A 16313-nucleotide genomic window follows, 5' to 3' on the forward strand; every position below is an offset into this window, starting at 1 on the left:
GGCGACGCGTGCCGATCATCGTGGTGGGCACCCCCGTTGTCACGGCAGAAAACGGGAAGGAGAACTCGTGTCCGCCACGACCACATCCTCGGGGATCCGGCCGTTCAGGATCGAAGTCCCCCAGGAGGAGCTCGACGAGCTACGCGTGCGGGTGAAGGCCGCACGCTGGCCGGAAAGGGAAACCGTCCCCGACCAGTCGCAGGGCGTACAACTCCAGACGATCCAGGAGCTGGCGCGCTACTGGGCGTCCGACTACGACTGGCGCGACGTCGAGGAGAGGCTGAACGCCCTACCGCAGTTCATCACCAACATCGACGGGCTGGACATCCACTTCGTCCACGTCCGCTCACCGCACGAGAACGCGTTGCCGATCGTCATCACGCACGGCTGGCCGGGCTCGATCATCGAACAGATGAAGATCATCGACCTGCTGGCCAACCCGACGGCACACGGCGGGAGCGCGTCGGACGCGTTCGACGTGGTGGTGCCGTCGATGCCGGGCTACGGCTTCTCCGGCAAGCCGACCGCGAAGGGCTGGGGCCCCGAGCACATCGCCACCGCCTGGACCGAGCTGATGAAGCGCCTCGGGTACAACCGGTTCGTGGCGCAGGGCGGCGACTGGGGCGCGCTCGTCACCGACTTCATGGGCGTGCAGGCGCCGCCTGAGCTGCTCGGCATCCACACCAACATGCCGGGCACGGTGCCGCCGGACATCGACAAGGCGGTGCAGACCGGCGCGCCGATGCCGGAGGGGCTGTCCGACGACGAGAAGCGCGCGTTCGAGCAGATGGCGTTCTTCTTCAAGCACGTCGCGTACGCGCTGATCATGCAGACCCGGCCGCAGACGCTGACCGGCCTGGCCGACTCGCCGGTGGGGCTGGCCTCGTTCATGCTCGACCACGACGCGGCCAGCCTGGAGATGATCTCCCGCGCGTTCGCCGGGCGGAAGGAGGGCCTGTCGCGCGACGACGTCCTCGACAACATCACGCTCTTCTGGCTGACGAACACGGCCGTCTCGGCGGCCCGCCTCTACGCGGAGAACGACAACTCGTTCCTCGCCACCAAGGGCGTGACCGTACCGGCGGCGGTGAGCGTCTTCCCGGACGAGCTCTACCAGGCGCCGCGCAGCTGGACGGAGCAGGCGTATCCGAACCTGATCCATTACAACCAGCTGGACCGCGGCGGGCACTTCGCGGCCTGGGAGCAGCCCGAGCTCCTCGCCGAGGAGGTACGCGCCGGCTTCCGGTCGCTCCGCTGAGCGGTCGTCCGTCTACAGAGGATGGACCCAGACCAGCAGCGGTGGTTCGTCGCCCGGGGCCGCGTCGTCCACGGTCAGCTCGATCTCGACCGGGACCGCGGCCTTCGGGTCGGCGAGCAGGTAGGCCGCCACGATCGAGGCCAGGTCGCCGGTCGCCCGGTAGTCGCTCCCGAACGGGAGGTCGTGCGCCGGGCGGGAGGTGATCCCGCAGCGCAGCTGGCCGGCCCGCTCCTCGTGCCAGACGTAGAAGACGGCCGGGCCGCGCACCCGCTCGCGGAGCGTGGCCACGGTGGCGTGGAAGGCGCGGACCACCTCGGGGACGGTCAGGATGGCGCGCTCGACCGACGGGGCGTCGAGCCAGTGGCTGTTGCCGGCCTCGGCGTGCGGATCGCCGGGCGCCAGCGTCACCTCGTGATGGGCGATCGCCGCGATGGCCTCCAGGAGCACGGCCGGCTACGCTACCGCCTCCGCCTGGACGGCGGGCTCGTGACGCACCGGGAAATTGACGGAGCTCGCGATGAAGCAGTCCCGGTGCGCGTCTTCGTGCAGCCGCGTCGCGGCGTCGACCATGTCGGGCGCGGCGACCGTGACCTCGGGCCGGAGCACGACCTCGGTGAAGTGCCCGCCGTTGCCCTCCTGCTCCATCGCGCCGAGCGCCCGGTCGATGTAGCCGGTCACCACGACGCCGGCCACCGCGCAGTGGTGCAGGTACGACAGCATGTGGCACTCGGCGAGGGCGGCGACCAGCAGCAGCTCGGGGTTCCACCGCGCCTTGTCGCCGCGGAAGGCCGGGTCGGCGCTGCCCGCGATGCCCGGCCGGCCGTCGGTCTCGACGTCGTGGTCGCGGCCGTAGTCGCGGTATCCGCTGGTGCCGCCGCCACGGTTGCCGGTCCACGTCACGGCGACCTCGTACGAATGCGTCCGTCCCATGGCTGGAATCGTATGGGGCGGCGGTTTCACCGCGCTTTCAGCGCCGCGTGGATCCCACCGCCGGTACGGTAGGCGGCGATGGACGATCCCCTGGAGCTCGTCCGGCGGCGGGGTGCCGCGGCCCAGCTGTGCGTCATCCGGGACGGGCGCGTCGTCCTCGACGAGGCGGTCGGCTGCGCGCCGGACTCGCTCTTCTGGATCTTCTCGACCAGCAAGCCATACGTGGCGTTGCTCGTCCACCTGCTCGCCGAGCGGGGCGCCCTGTCGCTGGACGAGCCGGTGGCCAGGTACTGGCCGGAGTTCGCCCAGCGGGACAAGGGCGGCATCACCGTGCGGCACGTGCTCCAGCACCGGGCCGGCCTGCCGGTGGCGCGGAGCGTGGTAGGCGACGCCCTCGCCATGACCGACTGGCGCCGCTCGGTCCGCGCGCTCGAACGGGCCCGCCCGCGGTACGCGCCCGGCCAGGTGCCCGCCTACCACCTGCTCAGCTACGGCTTCCTGCTCGGCGAGACGGCCCGCCGGGTGGGCGGCGCGCCGGTCGACGCGCTGCTGCGCGGCGAGCTGCTCGACCCGCTCGGGCTCGGCGACACCCACCTCGGCCTGCCCGGCCGGCTGTGGCGGCGGCACGTGCCGGTACGCGGGCTGAGCGGCGCGCGGGTCAGCGCCGCCTACTTCAACCGCCGCGCCACGCGCGGGGCGGTCGTGCCGGCCGCGGGCGTCTCGGCCACCGCCCGGGACGTGGCGCGCTTCTACCAGATGCTCGTCGGCGGCGGCACGCTCGACGGGGTTCGGGTACTCGCGCCGGAGACGATCGAGGCCGCCCGCCGGCCCTCCAGCGAGGGTGAGGTCGACCGCTTCCTGCGCCTGGCGATCCGCTGGTCGGAGGGGTTTCAGCTGGGCGGGCCCGCGGACGACCCGGCGACGAGCCGGCCGATGGGGCGGCTGAGCAGCCCGCTCACGTTCGGGCACAACGGCAGCAACTGCTGCCTGGCCTGGGCCGACCCGACCCGGCGGCTCGCCTTCGCGTACCTGACCAACCTGCTCCTGCCCGGCCACGACGGCGCCCGCCACCAGGCCGCGGTGAGCGACGCGGTGCTGGGGGGTGTTTCATAAGGGCATGGCCGGCCCGCGGCGGACCCTTGTGAAACACGACCTAGCCACCCAGGGTGGCGGCGACTGAGCGGAGCGCGTCGACCACCAGCTGGGCGGCGGGGCTCGGCTCGTAGCGGCCGCGGCGGTGCACGAGCTCCAGGCGGCGGGTGCCGGCCGCGGTGGCCGGAAGCACGCGCACGCCGGGCTGGTCGGCGGGGAGGGCGAGGGCCGGCACGACGCCCGCGGCCAGGCCCGCCGCCACGATCGCCAGCACGGCCGGAAACTCCAGGCACTCGTGCGGCCGGTCGAGCACCGCGTCGTGGCGGGCGGCCAGCCGGTCGAGCGCCCGGCGCATCGCCGAGCCGGGTGGGCCGTCGACCCACGGCCGCCCGAGCACGGCGTCCAGGCCGGCGAGCGGGCCCCAGGCAGCGGGCACGACCACCCGGTACGGCTCGTCGACCAGCCGGGTGACCCGGAGCCCGGCCGGCCCGGTGCCGGTGTCCCCTTCGCCGACGAACAGGTCGAGCTCGCCCGCCCGCACCGCCTCGCGCCCGGGCTCGAGCTGGCGCACGCGTACCTGTACCCCGGGAGCGGTCGTGGCCACCGCGGCGGCCGCCGGCGCGACGAGATGCCGGACCGCCGTGGGGATCGCGCCCACCGTGACCGGCCCGCTCACCTGGCCGGTCAGCGCCGCGAGGTCGCGCTCGGCGGCGGCCAGCACTTCGGAGAGCCGGCCGGCGTGACCGGCGAGCAGCCGGCCCGCGGTGGTGAGCCCGGCCGAGCGGCGGCCACCCAGCCGCGAACGGTCGAGCAGCGTCACCCCGGTCTCCGCCTCCAGGCGCGCGATGTGCTGCGAGACGGCCGAGGGCGTGAGGTGCAGCGCGGACGCGGCGGCGAGGACGCCGCCCGCGTCTGCCACCGCGCGCAGGACGGCCAGCCGCCGCGGATCGATCGGCATTCGGCAACGCTACAGGCCGCATCCACAAACATTCGATACCGCTGAACACCGGAACGGGGCCACCATGCGCGTATGGACGTGCTCACCGAGGTCGTCGGGTGGGGCGGGGCCGGCTGCCTGCTGCTCGCGTACGCGCTGCTGTCCGCCGGCCGGATCGCCGCCGGCGTGACCTTCCAGCTGCTCAACCTCGCCGGCTCGGCCGGCCTGCTGCTCAACGGCGCGGCGCACGGCGCGTGGCCCTCGGCCGCGCTCAACCTGGTCTGGGTCGCGATCGGGGTGCTCGCGCTCCGCAGGACACCCCGCGAGGAGCCCACTGTGCCAGGATGAACCGCGTGGGGGCGATGATCGCGCTACCCCAGCTGCGGCTGCTGCGGATGGCCAAGGACGCCATGGACCGCGACTGGTCCAGCCCCATCGACCTGGACACGGTGGCCGCGCACGCCGGCTACTCGCGCTACCACTTCGTGCGCCTCTTCCGCGCCGCGTACGGCGAGACGCCCGGCCAGTACCTCAGCCGGCGCCGCATCGAGCGGGCCCAGGAGCTGCTCCGTTCGGCCAACCTCACCGTGACCGAGGTGTGCATGCTGGTCGGGTTCACCAGCCTGGGCACGTTCTGCACGCGGTTCAAGCAGATCGTCGGGGTGACGCCGACCGAGTTCCGGCGCGAGGCGCGCCAGGGGGCGGCCGCGCCGATACCCGGATGTTTCGTGATGTTCTGGGCCGGCGGCTTCGCAACATTCGAGAAGCCCGGCGGACCGCCGCGGCCCTAGCGTCAGCGGTGACGGCCCTTCTGACCAGGAGTGAGACATGATCACGGGACTTGGTATCGCCACGATATGGGTGCTCGACCAGGATTCGGCGAAGGCGTTCTTCGTCGACAAGCTCGGCCTCGAGGAGCGCACCGACATGACGCTCGGCGAGGGCGGCATGCGGTGGGTGACGGTCGGCACCAAGGACCAGCCGGAGCTCCAGCTCACGCTCATGGTGCCCGGCCCGCCGTCGCTCGACCCGGAGTCGGCCGCGCAGCTCAAGGCGCTGATCGCCAAGGGCGTGCTGGGCGCCGGGGCGTTCAACACCGACGACTGCCACGCCGAGTACACGGCGCTGGTGGAGCGCGGCGTGTCGTTCGTGCAGGAGCCGCAGGAGCGCCCCTACGGCATCGAGGCGATCTTCCGCGACGACTCCGGCAACTGGTACAGCCTCACCCAGCCCAGGACGACGCTCGACGAGAGCGCGCCCTGGGCCTGCTGAGCCGTCTCCAGCCCGTCAGCCGCCGGTGGGGCGGAGCGAGATGCCCTTGAGGAACACCTGCCCGATCTGGGCCGGGTCCTTGGCCACCAGCACGCCACCGCCGGTGGTCCGGGTGATCTGGTCGAGCGCGCCGCGGTTCACCGCGTCGCCCAGGCCCAGGATGATCACCTGGATCGGCCGCTTCGGGTCCTTGAGCTCCTCGAGCCGGTTGAGCAGGGCGGGCAGCGAGAGGCCGCCCTCCGGGTCGTCGTTGCCGATGCCGTCGGTGAGGATGAGCACCGAGTTGACCCGGCCCGCCTGCCAGCCGTCCTGCACCGTCTCGTACGCGGCGGCCAGCGTGTCGTACAGGCCGGTGTCGCCGTTCTGCTTCGGCTGGATCCCCGAGATCTTCTGGAGCAGCTCGCCGCGGGTGCTGGCGAGCGGGCCGATCGGCGCGATCTCACGCCAGTCTCTGCCGCCGCCGAGGTTGGTGGAGAAGACCCACACGCCGACCGCCCAGTCGTCGCCGAAGAGCCCCAGCCCCCGGCGGGCGGCCTCCTTGGTGACCTCCATGCGGCTGGCGCCGCCGGCCGTCGGCACCGGGCCGCGCATCGTGCCGGAGATGTCGAAGACGGCGAGCATCCGGGACGGCGCGGTCACGGCCGTCCAGGTGGACAGCGCGGCGTCGACCACCTGCGTGTCGGGCGCCCCGCCCTTGCCCGCGGCGGACGGCGGTGCCGTCTTCGGCGGCGCGCCGGAGGGCGTCGTGAAGCCGGATCCGCCGGAGCCGTCCGGCCCGCGCAGCCCGAGCGCGCCGAGCCGGTCGCGGAACGAGGCCGCGTTGAGCGCCTTGTGCAGCGAGTCGGCCGCCGCGGCCTTGTCCGGGTCGGTGCCGGGCATCACCGCGTACGGGTAGTCGAGCGGCAGCGGCGCCGGGTCGAGGTAGATCGCGGCCAGCGGCACCGGCGGCTTCTTCGCGTTGTACCGGATCACGTCCTCTTCGGACAGTGCCGCGACGCCGAGGCCCTGCGTGATGGAGGCCTGGTCGGCCGCCTGCGGAAACTTCGCCGTCAAGTCGTCGCGCACCGCCGAGCGGCCGCCGGCGAGCAGGCGGAGGGCCGCGGTCTGCGTCTCCCTGGCGTTGCCGCCGGTCTGGCCCGCGGCCGCGCCGAGCGCGAGCAGGCCGGACATGCCGGCCGCGTCGCGGGTCGGCTCGACGAGGCCGGCCCGCAGCCCGCTGCCGGTGAGGATCTGCTGGAGCAGCGCGGGCAGGTCGACCTTCTTGGCGGGCCAGCCGACGCCCTTCGCGACCGGCTCGGGCATCGCGAGCACGACCGGGCTGAGCGCGAGCGACGCGCCGTCGGTCGGCGTGAACCCCGGCGCCGCGGCCCGGAGCCGGTGTAGCCAGATCGAGGAGTCGGAGATCCACACGTCGGGGATCGTGGTGCTGCCGCTCGCCCCGCCGACGCCGGTCAGCGCCACGCCGTGCTTGGCCGCGAGCGCGGCCGCCAGGTCGACGGGACTGGTCTCGCTCACCTCCACGCCGACACAGACGCCGTTGGCGGATGCCCCTTCGGACACCCAGGCGTCGGCGGTGGCCCGCACGTCGGCCACGAGCTCCTGGGGCGCGGCGACGGTCAGTTTGACCTGACCGCTGCACTTATCGCCCGAAAGCTCCTGATATCCGAAGTACGAACCGCCCACGACAACAATGAGCGCCACCGCCGCCGCGATGGCGCCCGCCGCGGGAAAACGTTCTCGCATGCGATGACGGCCAGGCACGGGCTCCATCCTGCTGAGCCGGACGGCTGGTTGCCACCGCCATTCGGTGGAACGTTACCGAGAGGAAAGTTTTCACTAAGATTCGACTACTCTTCGCAGTCGTCGCACTCCAGCGTGTACGCGGATGTTTGCGAAATCGACGCGGGGGTCAATGTCTGGGACATGTCCCGCTCCCCCCTCGCTGTGTTAACTCGCATCGGCTTCATCGGATACGGCCTCGTGCACCTTCTCTTCGCCTGGCTGATCCTCCAGATCGCGTTCGGCAAGCCCACCGAGGAAGGCGACCAGTCCGGCGCACTCCGCACTCTGGCCGAGCAGCCACTAGGGAAATTCCTCGTCATCGCGACCGCGGTCGGCCTGCTCGCGATGGCCATCTGGCAGGCGTACGAGGCGGTCGCCGGCCACCGCGCCGACCGCGGTAAGGAGCGCACCGCCGAGCGGCTCGCCTCCGCCGGCCGCACCATCGCCTACCTCTACTTCGCCTGGACGGCCTTCAAGGTGTACCAGGCCGCCGGCTCGTCCAGCGCCGACAAGCAGCAGAAGCTGAGCAGCGACCTGATGAGCTCCACCGGCGGCCGCTGGCTGGTGGCCCTCGCCGGCATCGCCCTGGCCGCGCTCGGCGCCGGCCTCATCTGGTACGGCGTCGTCAAGCGCTTCGAGAAGCACCTGCTCACCGGCCAGATGAGCCACCGCGCGCGCATGGTCGCGCGGCGGCTGGGCATGGTCGGCTACACCGCCAAGGGCACCGCCTACGGCATCGCCGGCATCCTGTTCACCGTCGCCGCGGTCACCTACGACAAGGAGAAGGCCCGCGGCTTGGACGCGACCCTGGAGACCCTGCGCGAGCAGGCGTACGGCACGGTGCTGCTGGTCGTCATGGCGCTGGGCATCGCCGCGTTCGCCACGTTCTGCGCCGTGCAGGCCCGGTACCGCCAGGTGGACACCCCCGACGTGACGTCCGCGGTCCGCGACAAGGTCTCGGCATGACACGGTTTTCGCTGACGGCCGCGGTGCTCGGCGCGCCGGACGCCCAGGAGCTGGCCGCCTTCTACGAGCGCCTGCTCGGCTGGCACCGCGAGCAGGACGAACCCGACTGGGTCAAACTGGTCCCGCCCGGCGGCGGGACCGGCCTGTCGTTCCAGACCGAGCCCGGCTACGAACCCCCGGTGTGGCCGCACGGCCCCGGCGACCAGCAGATGATGCTCCACCTGGACATCGAGGTCGACGACCTGGCGGCGGCCAGCTCCCACGCGGTCGCGTGCGGCGCCAAGCTGGCCGACTTCCAGCCCCAGGAGGACGTGCGCGTCCACCTGGACCCGGCCGGCCACCCCTTCTGCCTCTGGACCAACCCCTAGGCGGCCAGACGCTAGAGGTCGAGGGTGACGAAGGTCTTGCCGGCCGTGTTCTGGACTTCGACCGCCACCACCTTGTCCGGTGCCACCGCGGCGCTGCCGCTGAGGTTGGTGCCGGCCTGCTCGCCCTGCGGGGAGACGACCCAGCCGGACGCGATCTCGCGCTTGCCGTCGCTGCCGACCACGATGAGCCGGCAGTTTTCGCCGGCGGGGATGCCGCCCACGGAGGCGCTGATCCGCACCCAGCCGAGCGCCGGCACCACCTTCGCGGTCATCCGCACGTCGCCCTGGACCGTGGACTGGACCCGGGTGCCCGGAGGGTCGGGCGAGACGGTCGGCGCGGGGCTCGGGGGCAGCTGGGCGACCTGCTCGGGGGCGGTGCCGCGGCCCAGTGCCACGCCACCGCCGATCGCGCCGGCCAGCAGCACCGCGGCCGCGGCCACGGCGGGCACCCAGCGGCGCCGCGCGGATGACGTGACCTCTTCGCGGACCTGGCGCAGCGTGCGCTGGAGCACGAGGTCGGCGTCGGGCGGGCCGTGCATCAGCGCCTCTGGCGGGATGTCCTGGAGCACGTCCTTCACCGCCTCAAGCTCCACCAGGTCGGCCCGGCAGATCTCGCACTCGGCCAGGTGGGCATCGACATCGCGCCGCTCGTCGGGGTCCAGCGTCTCCAGGACGTACGCGCCGAGCATCTGCGCGTCATGCGCCTCGGCAGTCATCATGCGGCCCCTTTCAGGGCGGCCGACCGCCCGGCGAGCAGCTCTCGTAGGTTCTTCAACGCGTTATGGGAACGGGACTTGACCGTTCCGGCCGGGATGCCGAGCTGCTCGGCGGTCTCGGCGACGCTGCGCCCCTGGAAGTAGATCTCCACCAGGACGCGGCGGTGGTCTTCGGAAAGATGCTCCAACGCTTGCATGGCCACCATCGAGTCGACCACCCGGTCGGCGTGGTCCCGCTCCACTGGCCCGGTCGAGGCGGACTCGGCCACCTCGATCGGGCGGATGGCCCGGGCGCGGGCCTTGTCCGTCATGACGTTACGCGCGACGGTGAACATCCAACCCCTGATCGACCCGGTCTGCTCGGACAGGGTCTCGGCGTGCCGCCAGGCCCGGATGAGGGTCTCCTGGAGCACGTCTTCCGCGAGGGCGCGGTCCCCCGTGATCCTGGTGATGTACGCGAGGATCGCCGCGCCGTGCTGCTCGTAGAGCGACCGGACCAGCGCCTCGTCGCTGGATGTCGGTGGCCGTCGCCTTGCCATCCGCCGTCCCGCCCTTCGTCAGAGAGTCAACACCACTACGGGCACCGGACCGGACCGGTTCACGGGCATCCATCTCCTGTGTTGAGACAGCGCACGACCTGCGCCATCAGCGGCTCGGGCATGAGGTTGACGAAGAACGCGTGGTCGGTGCGCGGCGAGTTGCGCTGCGGCGGGAACGCGTCGATCGCGAAGCGGTCGCCGTCGGGCCGCGGGTACTCGACCGAGATCCGCAGCCGCGGGACGGCGAAGGTGCCCGCCGCGCAGGCGCCGTCGGCGGCCGGGAAGACGAGGTGGGCGCGGTGGTTGTCGCTGTCGAGCCGCCGCCCGTCCCAGCAGCTCGGAAAGTCGAAGACCCGCACCACCCGCTGGCCGCGGCCGCAGAGCGGGTAGCGGTCGGTGCGCCGCTCCGGGGTGCCGGAGCAGGTCCAGGCCCGGGTGGCCTGGCCGGCGGGCGTGGTGGCGGTGTTGGCGTCGCCGACCGCGCCGCGCAGGCGCCGCGGCATGGCGACGACCGGACCGGCCGGGCTGCCGAACGCGGTGAGTGTCACCGCGACCGGCTCCGCGATCTCGCCGTGGGCGCTCTCCCCGGCCCGCGCGCCGGTGCGCAGGACCGGCCAGTAGTACGTGGACCGGTCGCCGTTGGCGCAGCTGGTCGCCGCGCGCGCGAGTGTGTCGTCCGTCGAGTCCACATCGGTCGACAGGTTACCGACATATTCGTGTACGTGGTGGGACGGCCCGACAACACGCGGCGCGACCACCAGGTTCGCGGTGTTGCGGTGCCCTTCCTCGTTTCGCCCGCAGGACCACGTGTACGCGCGGGCGGCCGGCAGGGCGGGTGCGTAAGGCGCGTCGGCGATCTCGACGTAGTCGGCGCCGGGGCGAGGGGACATCCACTGTGGAACGACTAGCGCGGCGGCCACGAACACGAGCCCCACAGCCAGGGCGAGGAAAAACCACGTGAACCGGCCGGCTCCACCCGTCGTATTGGAGCCAACCAAATGAATCACCACACCGCGTCGCTTCCGCTGACTATGCCAGGCGTGGCGACCCACCGCAATGCCGCCGTATCTCGGCCGTCGTATCCCGCCTGAGGAGACAGTCCACATGAGAGCCCCCCGTGTCTTCGCCATGCTCGGCGGCCTGGTCGCCGCCGCCAGCCTCTCCGCCTGCGCCCTGTCCGCGCCGAAGGCCGAGCCGGTCTTCCAGGCCCCCACCGAACCCACCGCCAGCGCCGGCGCGGGTGCCGCCGCGGGCGGCGAGGCACCGGCCGGCATCGGCGGCCCGCAGGTGCTGCGCATCGCCCAGGTCGACGGCTTCTCGCCGCTCCTCGTGAACGGCAAGGGCCGCACGATCTACCGCTTCGACAACGACTCGAACGACCCGCCGACCACCACCTGTGTCGAGGCCTGCCTGAAGACGTGGCAGCCGGTCCTAGCCCCGAACGGCGTCGAGGTGGACGCCGGCCTCGAGGAGGACCTCGTCGGCACCGTGACCCGCCCGGACGGCGACGAGCAGCTCACGCTCAACGGCTGGCCGATGTACTACTTCCACGAGGACCTCAAGCTCGGCCAGACCGCCGGGCACGGCACCGGCAACGCCTGGTTCGCGATCTCGCCAAGCGGCGGCCGCGCGGAGAAGTCCGCCGACGGGCCGGCCCCGGCCAACAAGCCGCAGGTGCTGCGGGTCGCCGAGGTCGACGGCCTCACCCCGGCCGTCGTGGTCAACGCCAAGGGCCGCACGATCTACCGGTTCCAGAAGGACGACAACAACCCGCCGCGTACCGCCTGCGCCGGCGACTGCCTCAAGACCTGGCAGCCGGTGCTCGCCCCCAACGGCGTGCAGGTCGACGACGGCATCGACGAGGACCTGGTCGGCGCCATCACCCGGCCGGACGGCAGCAAGCAGCTGACGCTCAAGGGCTGGCCGCTGTACTACTTCCACAAGGACCTGAGCCTCGGCCAGATCGCCGGGCACGGCGTGAAGGACCAGTGGTTCGCGATCACCGCCGGCGGTGGCCGCGCGCAACGGGACTAGACGACCCACTCGGGGGGTACGCACGGGCCGGCGGCCGCCACCGCCGGCCCGTGCGTTGTCGCCGTCAGGGCAGCTCGGACTCCACGGCCTTGACCACCTCGGGGTCGTCGGGGGTGGTGCCGGGGCGGAAGCGCCGCACGACCTCACCCTCCGCGGAGACCAGGAACTTCTCGAAGTTCCACTGGATGTCGCCGGCCTCGCCGTCGCCGTCCGCCACGGCGGTCAATACGCCGTAGAGCGGATGCCGGCCCGGCCCGTTCACCTCGGACTTCTCCAGCAGCGGGAAGGTCACGCCGTAGGTGGTGGAGCAGAACTCGGCGATCTCGTCGGCGGTGCCCGGCTCCTGGCCGCCGAACTGGTTGCACGGCACGCCCAGCACGCTGAACCCGCGCGCGGCGTAGGTCTCGTGCAGCTGTTCCAGGGCGGCGTACTGCGGGGTGAGGCCGCACTTGGAGGCGACGTTCACGATCAGCAGCGCCCGGCCCCGGTAGTCCGCCAGCGAGGCGGGCTCCCCGGCCAGCGTGCGGACGGGGATGTCGTATATCGTCATGCGCTCAATCATGCCGGCGCCCGGATGGCGCGGCTGTGCCCGCCTCACTACCGGCGTGCCCGGCGATGGCCCGCCCCGTTAGCGGTGGGCCCGGCGCCAGCCGGCGAACGCCACCCCGAGCCCGGCCACGCCCAGCGCGGCGAGCCGGGCGGCGGTCCACCGCCGGTGGTGCCAGCCACCGTCCAGAGCGGACTCGTCGTCGCCCGGCGCGAAGACCGCGCCGGAGGTCGGCGCGGCCGGCTCGTCCCGGAAGGTGGTCCGGCCGGCGTATCCGCCCATGACCCGTTCGAGCAGGCCGGGCGCGAGCTTCCACTGCTGGGCGAGCAGCGCGCCCGCCCGGCCCGCGTGCGCCTCGCGGCGCGGGTGTTCGAGCAGCCGCACGAGCCGCCGGGCGGCCACGTCGGGCGCGTACACCGGCGGGATCGGCCCGACCCGCACGCCGGTGTGGTTGGCGGCGTGCCGGTACATCGGGGTGTCGATCGACGAGGGCAGCAGCACGCACACCGAGATCTGGCGGTCGCCGGCGAGCCGCAGCTCCTGCCGGACCGCGCCGGACAGCGCGCGCACGCCGTGCTTGGCCGTGGTGTAGCCGCTCAGGTACGGCACGGTCACCTCGCCGAGTACCGACGCGACGTTGACGATGACGCCGCCGCCGGTGGCCCGCAGGTGGGTGATCGCGGTGCGGGTGCCGTACGCGACGCCGAGCAGGTCGGTCTCGATCACCCGGCGGAACTCGTCGATCGGTTCGTCGGTGAACGTGCCGTACGCGGCGACCGAGGCGTTGTTGACCCAGGCGTCGAGCCGGCCGAACTCCTCGACCGCCCGCCGGCCCAGCGCCTCCACGGCCGCCGGGTCGGCGACGTCCACCGCCACCCCGATCGCCCGGCCGCCCCGCGCCTGGCAGGCGCTGACGACGTGGGCCGTGGCGCGCGGGCGTCGGGCCCCAACGACGACGGCCGCGCCGCGGCGGGCCAGGCGCAGCGCGGTGGCCGCGCCGATCCCGCCCGACCCGCCGGTGACGACCACGACGGAGTCCGCCAGGTCACGGATGAGAGGCACGCGGCCTCCCGGTCGCCGGGCGCGTGGAGCCGGTGTCGGCCAGCGAGCTGGGTGCGTCCGGGTTCGCGCCCTCGTGCACGCCGATGCCGAGCCGGTCGACGAGCTCGCCGCCGAACCAGGCGGCGGCGCCGCCGAGCGCGACCGCGATCACCTCGAGGGTGAAGGCGCCGCCGCCGGGCGCGTGGTTGGTGTTGTCCACCCGGACCAGCCACGAGATGGCGAACAGCACGAGCACGGCCGAGTTGAGCGCGCCGTGTATCCGGCCGACACGCTTGGCGCGGGTGCCGGACGGGATGCTGGTCCAGTCGGCGAAGCCGGTGAGCGCGGCGAGCACCGCGCCGATGATGCCGGCCGAGATCATCCAGAACCCGACCTCGGCGAACGTGCCGTTGTCGCTGATCAGGTGGATGAGGTCGAAGATCGTGCCGGTGACGAAGAGCCCGAGCGGAAACACCACCAGCATCTGATGCACCGGGTGCCCGAGGGCTCGCACGCGTGTCTGCACTGTTCCTCCTTACAGATTTTCGGCGCGCCGCTCGGCCAGGTCGGCCAGGCGGCGCAGCGACTCCCTGTTGCGGCGGTGCATGACCAGGTCGTTCACCTTCGTCCGGGCCCACCGCAGCGGACCGGCGCGAAAGTCCTCCGCCAGCCGCACCGTGGTGTGTCCCCGGTCCAGCTCGGTCAGCGTGATCACGACCTCGGCCTCGCCGAGAGGCCACATCCTGGGCCGCAGGTGCAGCAGGCGCGGCTCGTCGCTCGCGATGACGCTGGTGCTGTCGTGTACCGAGACCGGCCAGGGACCGGCCTTGTGGTGGATCTCGGCTCCGGGGGTGGGCCAACCGGCGTCGACGTCGCGGATATGGGCGGTGCCCACCACCCAGTCGCTGTACGACCACCCGTCGGCCAGGACGGCCCAGACCCGGTCGGGAGTCGCCGCCACGGTCCGTTCCACCACAGCCATGGGGTGTCGTTTCCCCGGCCGGGGGCGATTTATGCGCTGTGTCGCATGCGGGTACGGATCCGCACCACCGTGCCCGAGGGGCCGCTGTGGATCTCCATGCCGTCGGTCATCTGACCGGCGATCCACAGCCCCATCCCGCCGTCGCCGGACGGGACGGGCCGGTCGCGGCGCCCGATGTAGGGGTCGGCGGCGAAACCGGGACCGCTGTCCCGTACCTCGCAGAAGAGGTCGCCGTCCGCCCAGACCCGCAGCTCGCCGGCGCCGCCGCCGTGCCGCACGACGTTCGCCATCAGCTCGTTGACCGCGGTGACCCAGTCGCTGGCCTGCTCGGGCGGCAGGCCGCAGTCGTGCGCGAGGGTCTCCACCAGCATGCGGATGGCCGGGAGCCGCCCCGGGACGATCGCGACGGCGAGAAGCGACCGCGTGGGGGCCAGATGGCGATCCGGCGAGCGCCCCACCACCGTGGCCTCCCCCTCCGGGCTGTCCTTCCTGCGACATCGATCACTGCGTGGAGGAATGTACCCAGCTCTGTCCGACTGAACCCCGTCCGTTCGGCCGGCGGTGTGGTGACCGGGCGTCGCACCCGTCCCACGTACTACGCTTCACGCCGTGATCGAAGGGTTGGGGAGTGGCAGCGACGAGCGGCTGCGCCGGATCGAGGCGCTGACCGACACGTCCCTGTCCCAGCTCGACCCCGACGACCTGCTGGACGAGCTGCTCGACCGGGTGCGCGAGGTGCTGCGCACCGACACCGCCGCGCTGCTGCTCCTCGACCCGCACGCCCAGCAGCTTGTCGCGACGGCGGCCAAGGGGCTGGAGAAGGAGGTCCGGGAGGGCTTCCGGGTCTCGGTCGGGCGTGGCTTCGCCGGCCGGGTCGCCGCCGAAAAGCGCGTGGTGGCGCTGATCGACTTCCAGCCGGGCGAGGTCGTCAACCCCCTGTTGTTCGAGGCGGGGCTCCGGTCGCTGCTGGGCGTGCCGATGTTCGCGGCCGGCGAGGTGATCGGCGTGCTGCACGTCGGGTGCCGCGCGCCGCGCGAGTTCAGCCAGGACGACGTGCGGCTGCTCCAGCTCGCCGCCGACCGAGCCAGCGCGGCCGCCCAGGTGCGGGCGAGCACCATCGACCGCACCGCCGCGCTCGCCCTCCAGCGCAGCCTCCTGCCCACCCGCCCGGTCGAGGTGCCCGGCATCGAGACCGCCGCCCGGTACGTGCCGGGTCACGACGCGGGCGTGGGCGGCGACTGGTACGACGTGTTCACGCTGCCCAACGGGTGGCTCGGCGTGGTCATCGGCGACGTCTCCGGGCACGGCCTCGCCTCGGCGGTGGTGATGGGGCGGCTGCGCAGCGCGCTGCGGGCGTACAGCCTGGTCTGCGACGACCCGGGCGAGGCGCTCACCCTGCTCGACCGCAAGGTGCACCACTTCGAGGCCGGCAGCCTCGCCACCGTGCTGTACGCGATGGTCTCGCCGGACCACGAGACGGTCCGGATCTCGCTCGCCGGCCACCTGCGCCCGATCCTCGCGACACCGGGCGAGCCGGCGGTGGTCGCGGAGGTGCCGGTCGACCTGCCGCTCGGCCTCGGCGGCCGCCGCGCCCGGCGCCGGTACACCGAGGTGCCGCTGCCGCCCGGGTCGGTCCTGGTCTGCTACACGGACGGGCTCGTCGAGCGCCGTGACGAGGTGATCGACAAGGGCATCGAGCGTCTGCGCGCCGCCGTCCTGCCCGGCCCGGCGGAGGTGGTGTGCGCCACCGTTATGGCCAGCCTGGCCGAGGAGCGCCCCGGCGACGACATCGCCCTGCTCGCCATCCGCCGCGCCGCCTCCCAGGAAACGTCCAGAGACCGGACGTAGC

At 72.8% G+C, this 16313-nt stretch carries 21 protein-coding genes; 9 read left to right on the plus strand and 12 right to left on the minus strand.

The features are described 5' to 3' along the window. The first annotated feature begins 67 nt into the window (after window positions 1-67). Window positions 68-1258, plus strand: coding sequence for an epoxide hydrolase family protein (locus tag AC5L36_RS11235; RefSeq protein WP_441214905.1), 1191 nt, complete (start codon window positions 68-70; stop codon window positions 1256-1258). Between the two features lie 12 nt (window positions 1259-1270). Here AC5L36_RS11235 and AC5L36_RS11240 read toward each other — a convergent pair whose 3' ends face one another. Together AC5L36_RS11240 and AC5L36_RS11245 are read right to left on the minus strand one after the other, a co-directional pair. Next, on the minus strand, window positions 1271-1705 hold the full coding sequence (locus AC5L36_RS11240) for a hypothetical protein (RefSeq protein ID WP_441214906.1): 435 nt from the start codon (window positions 1703-1705) through the stop codon (window positions 1271-1273). Window positions 1706-1711: 6 nt separating this feature from the next. Next, window positions 1712-2188, minus strand: coding sequence for an OsmC family protein (locus AC5L36_RS11245; RefSeq protein WP_441214907.1), 477 nt, complete (start codon window positions 2186-2188; stop codon window positions 1712-1714). A 78-nt stretch (window positions 2189-2266) separates the two neighbouring features. Between AC5L36_RS11245 and AC5L36_RS11250 the strand changes: the two genes are divergently transcribed. Beyond that, window positions 2267-3301: a serine hydrolase domain-containing protein gene (locus tag AC5L36_RS11250; RefSeq protein ID WP_441214908.1), complete on the plus strand. Its 1035-nt coding sequence runs from the start codon at window positions 2267-2269 to the stop codon at window positions 3299-3301. A gap of 40 nt (window positions 3302-3341) precedes the next feature. On the opposite strand, the gene AC5L36_RS11255 is transcribed toward AC5L36_RS11250, so the two are convergent. Continuing rightward, window positions 3342-4238, minus strand: a complete 897-nt coding sequence (locus tag AC5L36_RS11255; protein ID WP_441214909.1) for a LysR family transcriptional regulator — start codon at window positions 4236-4238, stop codon at window positions 3342-3344. Window positions 4239-4310: 72 nt separating this feature from the next. Here AC5L36_RS11255 and AC5L36_RS11260 point away from each other — a divergent pair, with 72 nt between their 5' ends. Genes AC5L36_RS11260 through AC5L36_RS11270 form a run of 3 tightly spaced genes read left to right on the plus strand, consistent with a single transcriptional unit; the run spans window position 4311 to window position 5489 of the window. After that, complete coding sequence (locus AC5L36_RS11260) at window positions 4311-4565, plus strand: CBU_0592 family membrane protein (protein ID WP_441214910.1); 255 nt, start codon at window positions 4311-4313, stop codon at window positions 4563-4565. Beyond that, window positions 4562-5008, plus strand: a complete 447-nt coding sequence (locus AC5L36_RS11265; protein ID WP_441214911.1) for a helix-turn-helix transcriptional regulator — start codon at window positions 4562-4564, stop codon at window positions 5006-5008. Before AC5L36_RS11260 ends, AC5L36_RS11265 begins: the two co-directional genes overlap by 4 nt. Before the next feature lie 37 nt (window positions 5009-5045). Next, window positions 5046-5489, plus strand: a complete 444-nt coding sequence (locus AC5L36_RS11270; RefSeq protein ID WP_441214912.1) for a VOC family protein — start codon at window positions 5046-5048, stop codon at window positions 5487-5489. Between the two features lie 15 nt (window positions 5490-5504). On the opposite strand, the gene AC5L36_RS11275 is transcribed toward AC5L36_RS11270, so the two are convergent. Then, window positions 5505-7232: a substrate-binding domain-containing protein gene (locus tag AC5L36_RS11275; RefSeq protein ID WP_441214913.1), complete on the minus strand. Its 1728-nt coding sequence runs from the start codon at window positions 7230-7232 to the stop codon at window positions 5505-5507. A 180-nt stretch (window positions 7233-7412) separates the two neighbouring features. Between AC5L36_RS11275 and AC5L36_RS11280 the strand changes: the two genes are divergently transcribed. Both AC5L36_RS11280 and AC5L36_RS11285 read left to right on the plus strand, forming a co-directional pair. Then, window positions 7413-8237 (plus strand): DUF1206 domain-containing protein, encoded by an 825-nt coding sequence (locus AC5L36_RS11280; RefSeq protein ID WP_441214914.1) that lies wholly within the window; start codon window positions 7413-7415, stop codon window positions 8235-8237. Next, a complete protein-coding gene (locus AC5L36_RS11285; RefSeq protein WP_441214915.1) occupies window positions 8234-8605 on the plus strand; it encodes a VOC family protein in 372 nt (123 codons plus the stop codon). Before AC5L36_RS11280 ends, AC5L36_RS11285 begins: the two co-directional genes overlap by 4 nt. Window positions 8606-8616: 11 nt before the next feature. On the opposite strand, the gene AC5L36_RS11290 is transcribed toward AC5L36_RS11285, so the two are convergent. Genes AC5L36_RS11290 through AC5L36_RS11300 form a run of 3 tightly spaced genes read right to left on the minus strand, consistent with a single transcriptional unit; the run spans window position 8617 to window position 10795 of the window. Further along, window positions 8617-9321, minus strand: a complete 705-nt coding sequence (locus AC5L36_RS11290) for an anti-sigma factor family protein (RefSeq protein ID WP_441214916.1) — start codon at window positions 9319-9321, stop codon at window positions 8617-8619. Continuing rightward, a complete protein-coding gene (locus AC5L36_RS11295) occupies window positions 9321-9860 on the minus strand; it encodes a sigma-70 family RNA polymerase sigma factor (RefSeq protein ID WP_441214917.1) in 540 nt (179 codons plus the stop codon). Before AC5L36_RS11295 ends, AC5L36_RS11290 begins: the two co-directional genes overlap by 1 nt. A gap of 59 nt (window positions 9861-9919) precedes the next feature. Beyond that, a complete protein-coding gene (locus AC5L36_RS11300) occupies window positions 9920-10795 on the minus strand; it encodes a DUF1996 domain-containing protein (protein WP_441214918.1) in 876 nt (291 codons plus the stop codon). Between the two features lie 169 nt (window positions 10796-10964). Here AC5L36_RS11300 and AC5L36_RS11305 point away from each other — a divergent pair, with 169 nt between their 5' ends. Continuing rightward, entirely contained in the window at window positions 10965-11894 is a 930-nt protein-coding gene (locus tag AC5L36_RS11305) for a hypothetical protein (protein WP_441214919.1), read from the plus strand. Between the two features lie 64 nt (window positions 11895-11958). Here the strand turns inward: AC5L36_RS11305 and AC5L36_RS11310 are convergent, their stop codons facing one another. The 5 genes from AC5L36_RS11310 to AC5L36_RS11330 form a co-directional block, all read right to left on the minus strand. Beyond that, window positions 11959-12444, minus strand: coding sequence for a glutathione peroxidase (locus tag AC5L36_RS11310; RefSeq protein ID WP_441214920.1), 486 nt, complete (start codon window positions 12442-12444; stop codon window positions 11959-11961). A gap of 78 nt (window positions 12445-12522) precedes the next feature. Next, entirely contained in the window at window positions 12523-13503 is a 981-nt protein-coding gene (locus AC5L36_RS11315; RefSeq protein WP_441214921.1) for an SDR family NAD(P)-dependent oxidoreductase, read from the minus strand. Beyond that, a complete protein-coding gene (locus AC5L36_RS11320; RefSeq protein WP_441214922.1) occupies window positions 13487-14008 on the minus strand; it encodes a DUF2231 domain-containing protein in 522 nt (173 codons plus the stop codon). Before AC5L36_RS11320 ends, AC5L36_RS11315 begins: the two co-directional genes overlap by 17 nt. 9 nt (window positions 14009-14017) lie before the next feature. Further along, window positions 14018-14464, minus strand: a complete 447-nt coding sequence (locus AC5L36_RS11325; protein ID WP_441214923.1) for an SRPBCC family protein — start codon at window positions 14462-14464, stop codon at window positions 14018-14020. Between the two features lie 29 nt (window positions 14465-14493). Beyond that, on the minus strand, window positions 14494-14925 hold the full coding sequence (locus AC5L36_RS11330) for an ATP-binding protein (RefSeq protein WP_441214924.1): 432 nt from the start codon (window positions 14923-14925) through the stop codon (window positions 14494-14496). Between the two features lie 148 nt (window positions 14926-15073). Here AC5L36_RS11330 and AC5L36_RS11335 point away from each other — a divergent pair, with 148 nt between their 5' ends. Continuing rightward, the gene (locus tag AC5L36_RS11335) at window positions 15074-16312 is read left to right on the plus strand and encodes a PP2C family protein-serine/threonine phosphatase (RefSeq protein ID WP_441214925.1); all 1239 of its coding nucleotides are present in this window, start codon (window positions 15074-15076) and stop codon (window positions 16310-16312) included. Window position 16313: the final 1 nt, after the last annotated feature.

This window comes from Phytohabitans sp. LZ39 (genome assembly GCF_059359075.1).

Coding starts and splice junctions, on each gene's coding strand:
- AC5L36_RS11245 (WP_441214907.1), bottom strand. CDS start 2,188: ATGGGACGGACGCATTCGTACGAGGTCGCCGTGACGTGGACCGGCAAC.
- AC5L36_RS11250 (WP_441214908.1), top strand. CDS start 2,267: ATGGACGATCCCCTGGAGCTCGTCCGGCGGCGGGGTGCCGCGGCCCAG.
- AC5L36_RS11255 (WP_441214909.1), bottom strand. CDS start 4,238: ATGCCGATCGATCCGCGGCGGCTGGCCGTCCTGCGCGCGGTGGCAGAC.
- AC5L36_RS11260 (WP_441214910.1), top strand. CDS start 4,311: ATGGACGTGCTCACCGAGGTCGTCGGGTGGGGCGGGGCCGGCTGCCTG.
- AC5L36_RS11265 (WP_441214911.1), top strand. CDS start 4,562: ATGAACCGCGTGGGGGCGATGATCGCGCTACCCCAGCTGCGGCTGCTG.
- AC5L36_RS11270 (WP_441214912.1), top strand. CDS start 5,046: ATGATCACGGGACTTGGTATCGCCACGATATGGGTGCTCGACCAGGAT.
- AC5L36_RS11275 (WP_441214913.1), bottom strand. CDS start 7,232: ATGCGAGAACGTTTTCCCGCGGCGGGCGCCATCGCGGCGGCGGTGGCG.
- AC5L36_RS11280 (WP_441214914.1), top strand. CDS start 7,413: ATGTCCCGCTCCCCCCTCGCTGTGTTAACTCGCATCGGCTTCATCGGA.
- AC5L36_RS11285 (WP_441214915.1), top strand. CDS start 8,234: ATGACACGGTTTTCGCTGACGGCCGCGGTGCTCGGCGCGCCGGACGCC.
- AC5L36_RS11290 (WP_441214916.1), bottom strand. CDS start 9,321: ATGACTGCCGAGGCGCATGACGCGCAGATGCTCGGCGCGTACGTCCTG.
- AC5L36_RS11295 (WP_441214917.1), bottom strand. CDS start 9,860: ATGGCAAGGCGACGGCCACCGACATCCAGCGACGAGGCGCTGGTCCGG.
- AC5L36_RS11305 (WP_441214919.1), top strand. CDS start 10,965: ATGAGAGCCCCCCGTGTCTTCGCCATGCTCGGCGGCCTGGTCGCCGCC.
- AC5L36_RS11310 (WP_441214920.1), bottom strand. CDS start 12,444: ATGACGATATACGACATCCCCGTCCGCACGCTGGCCGGGGAGCCCGCC.
- AC5L36_RS11325 (WP_441214923.1), bottom strand. CDS start 14,464: ATGGCTGTGGTGGAACGGACCGTGGCGGCGACTCCCGACCGGGTCTGG.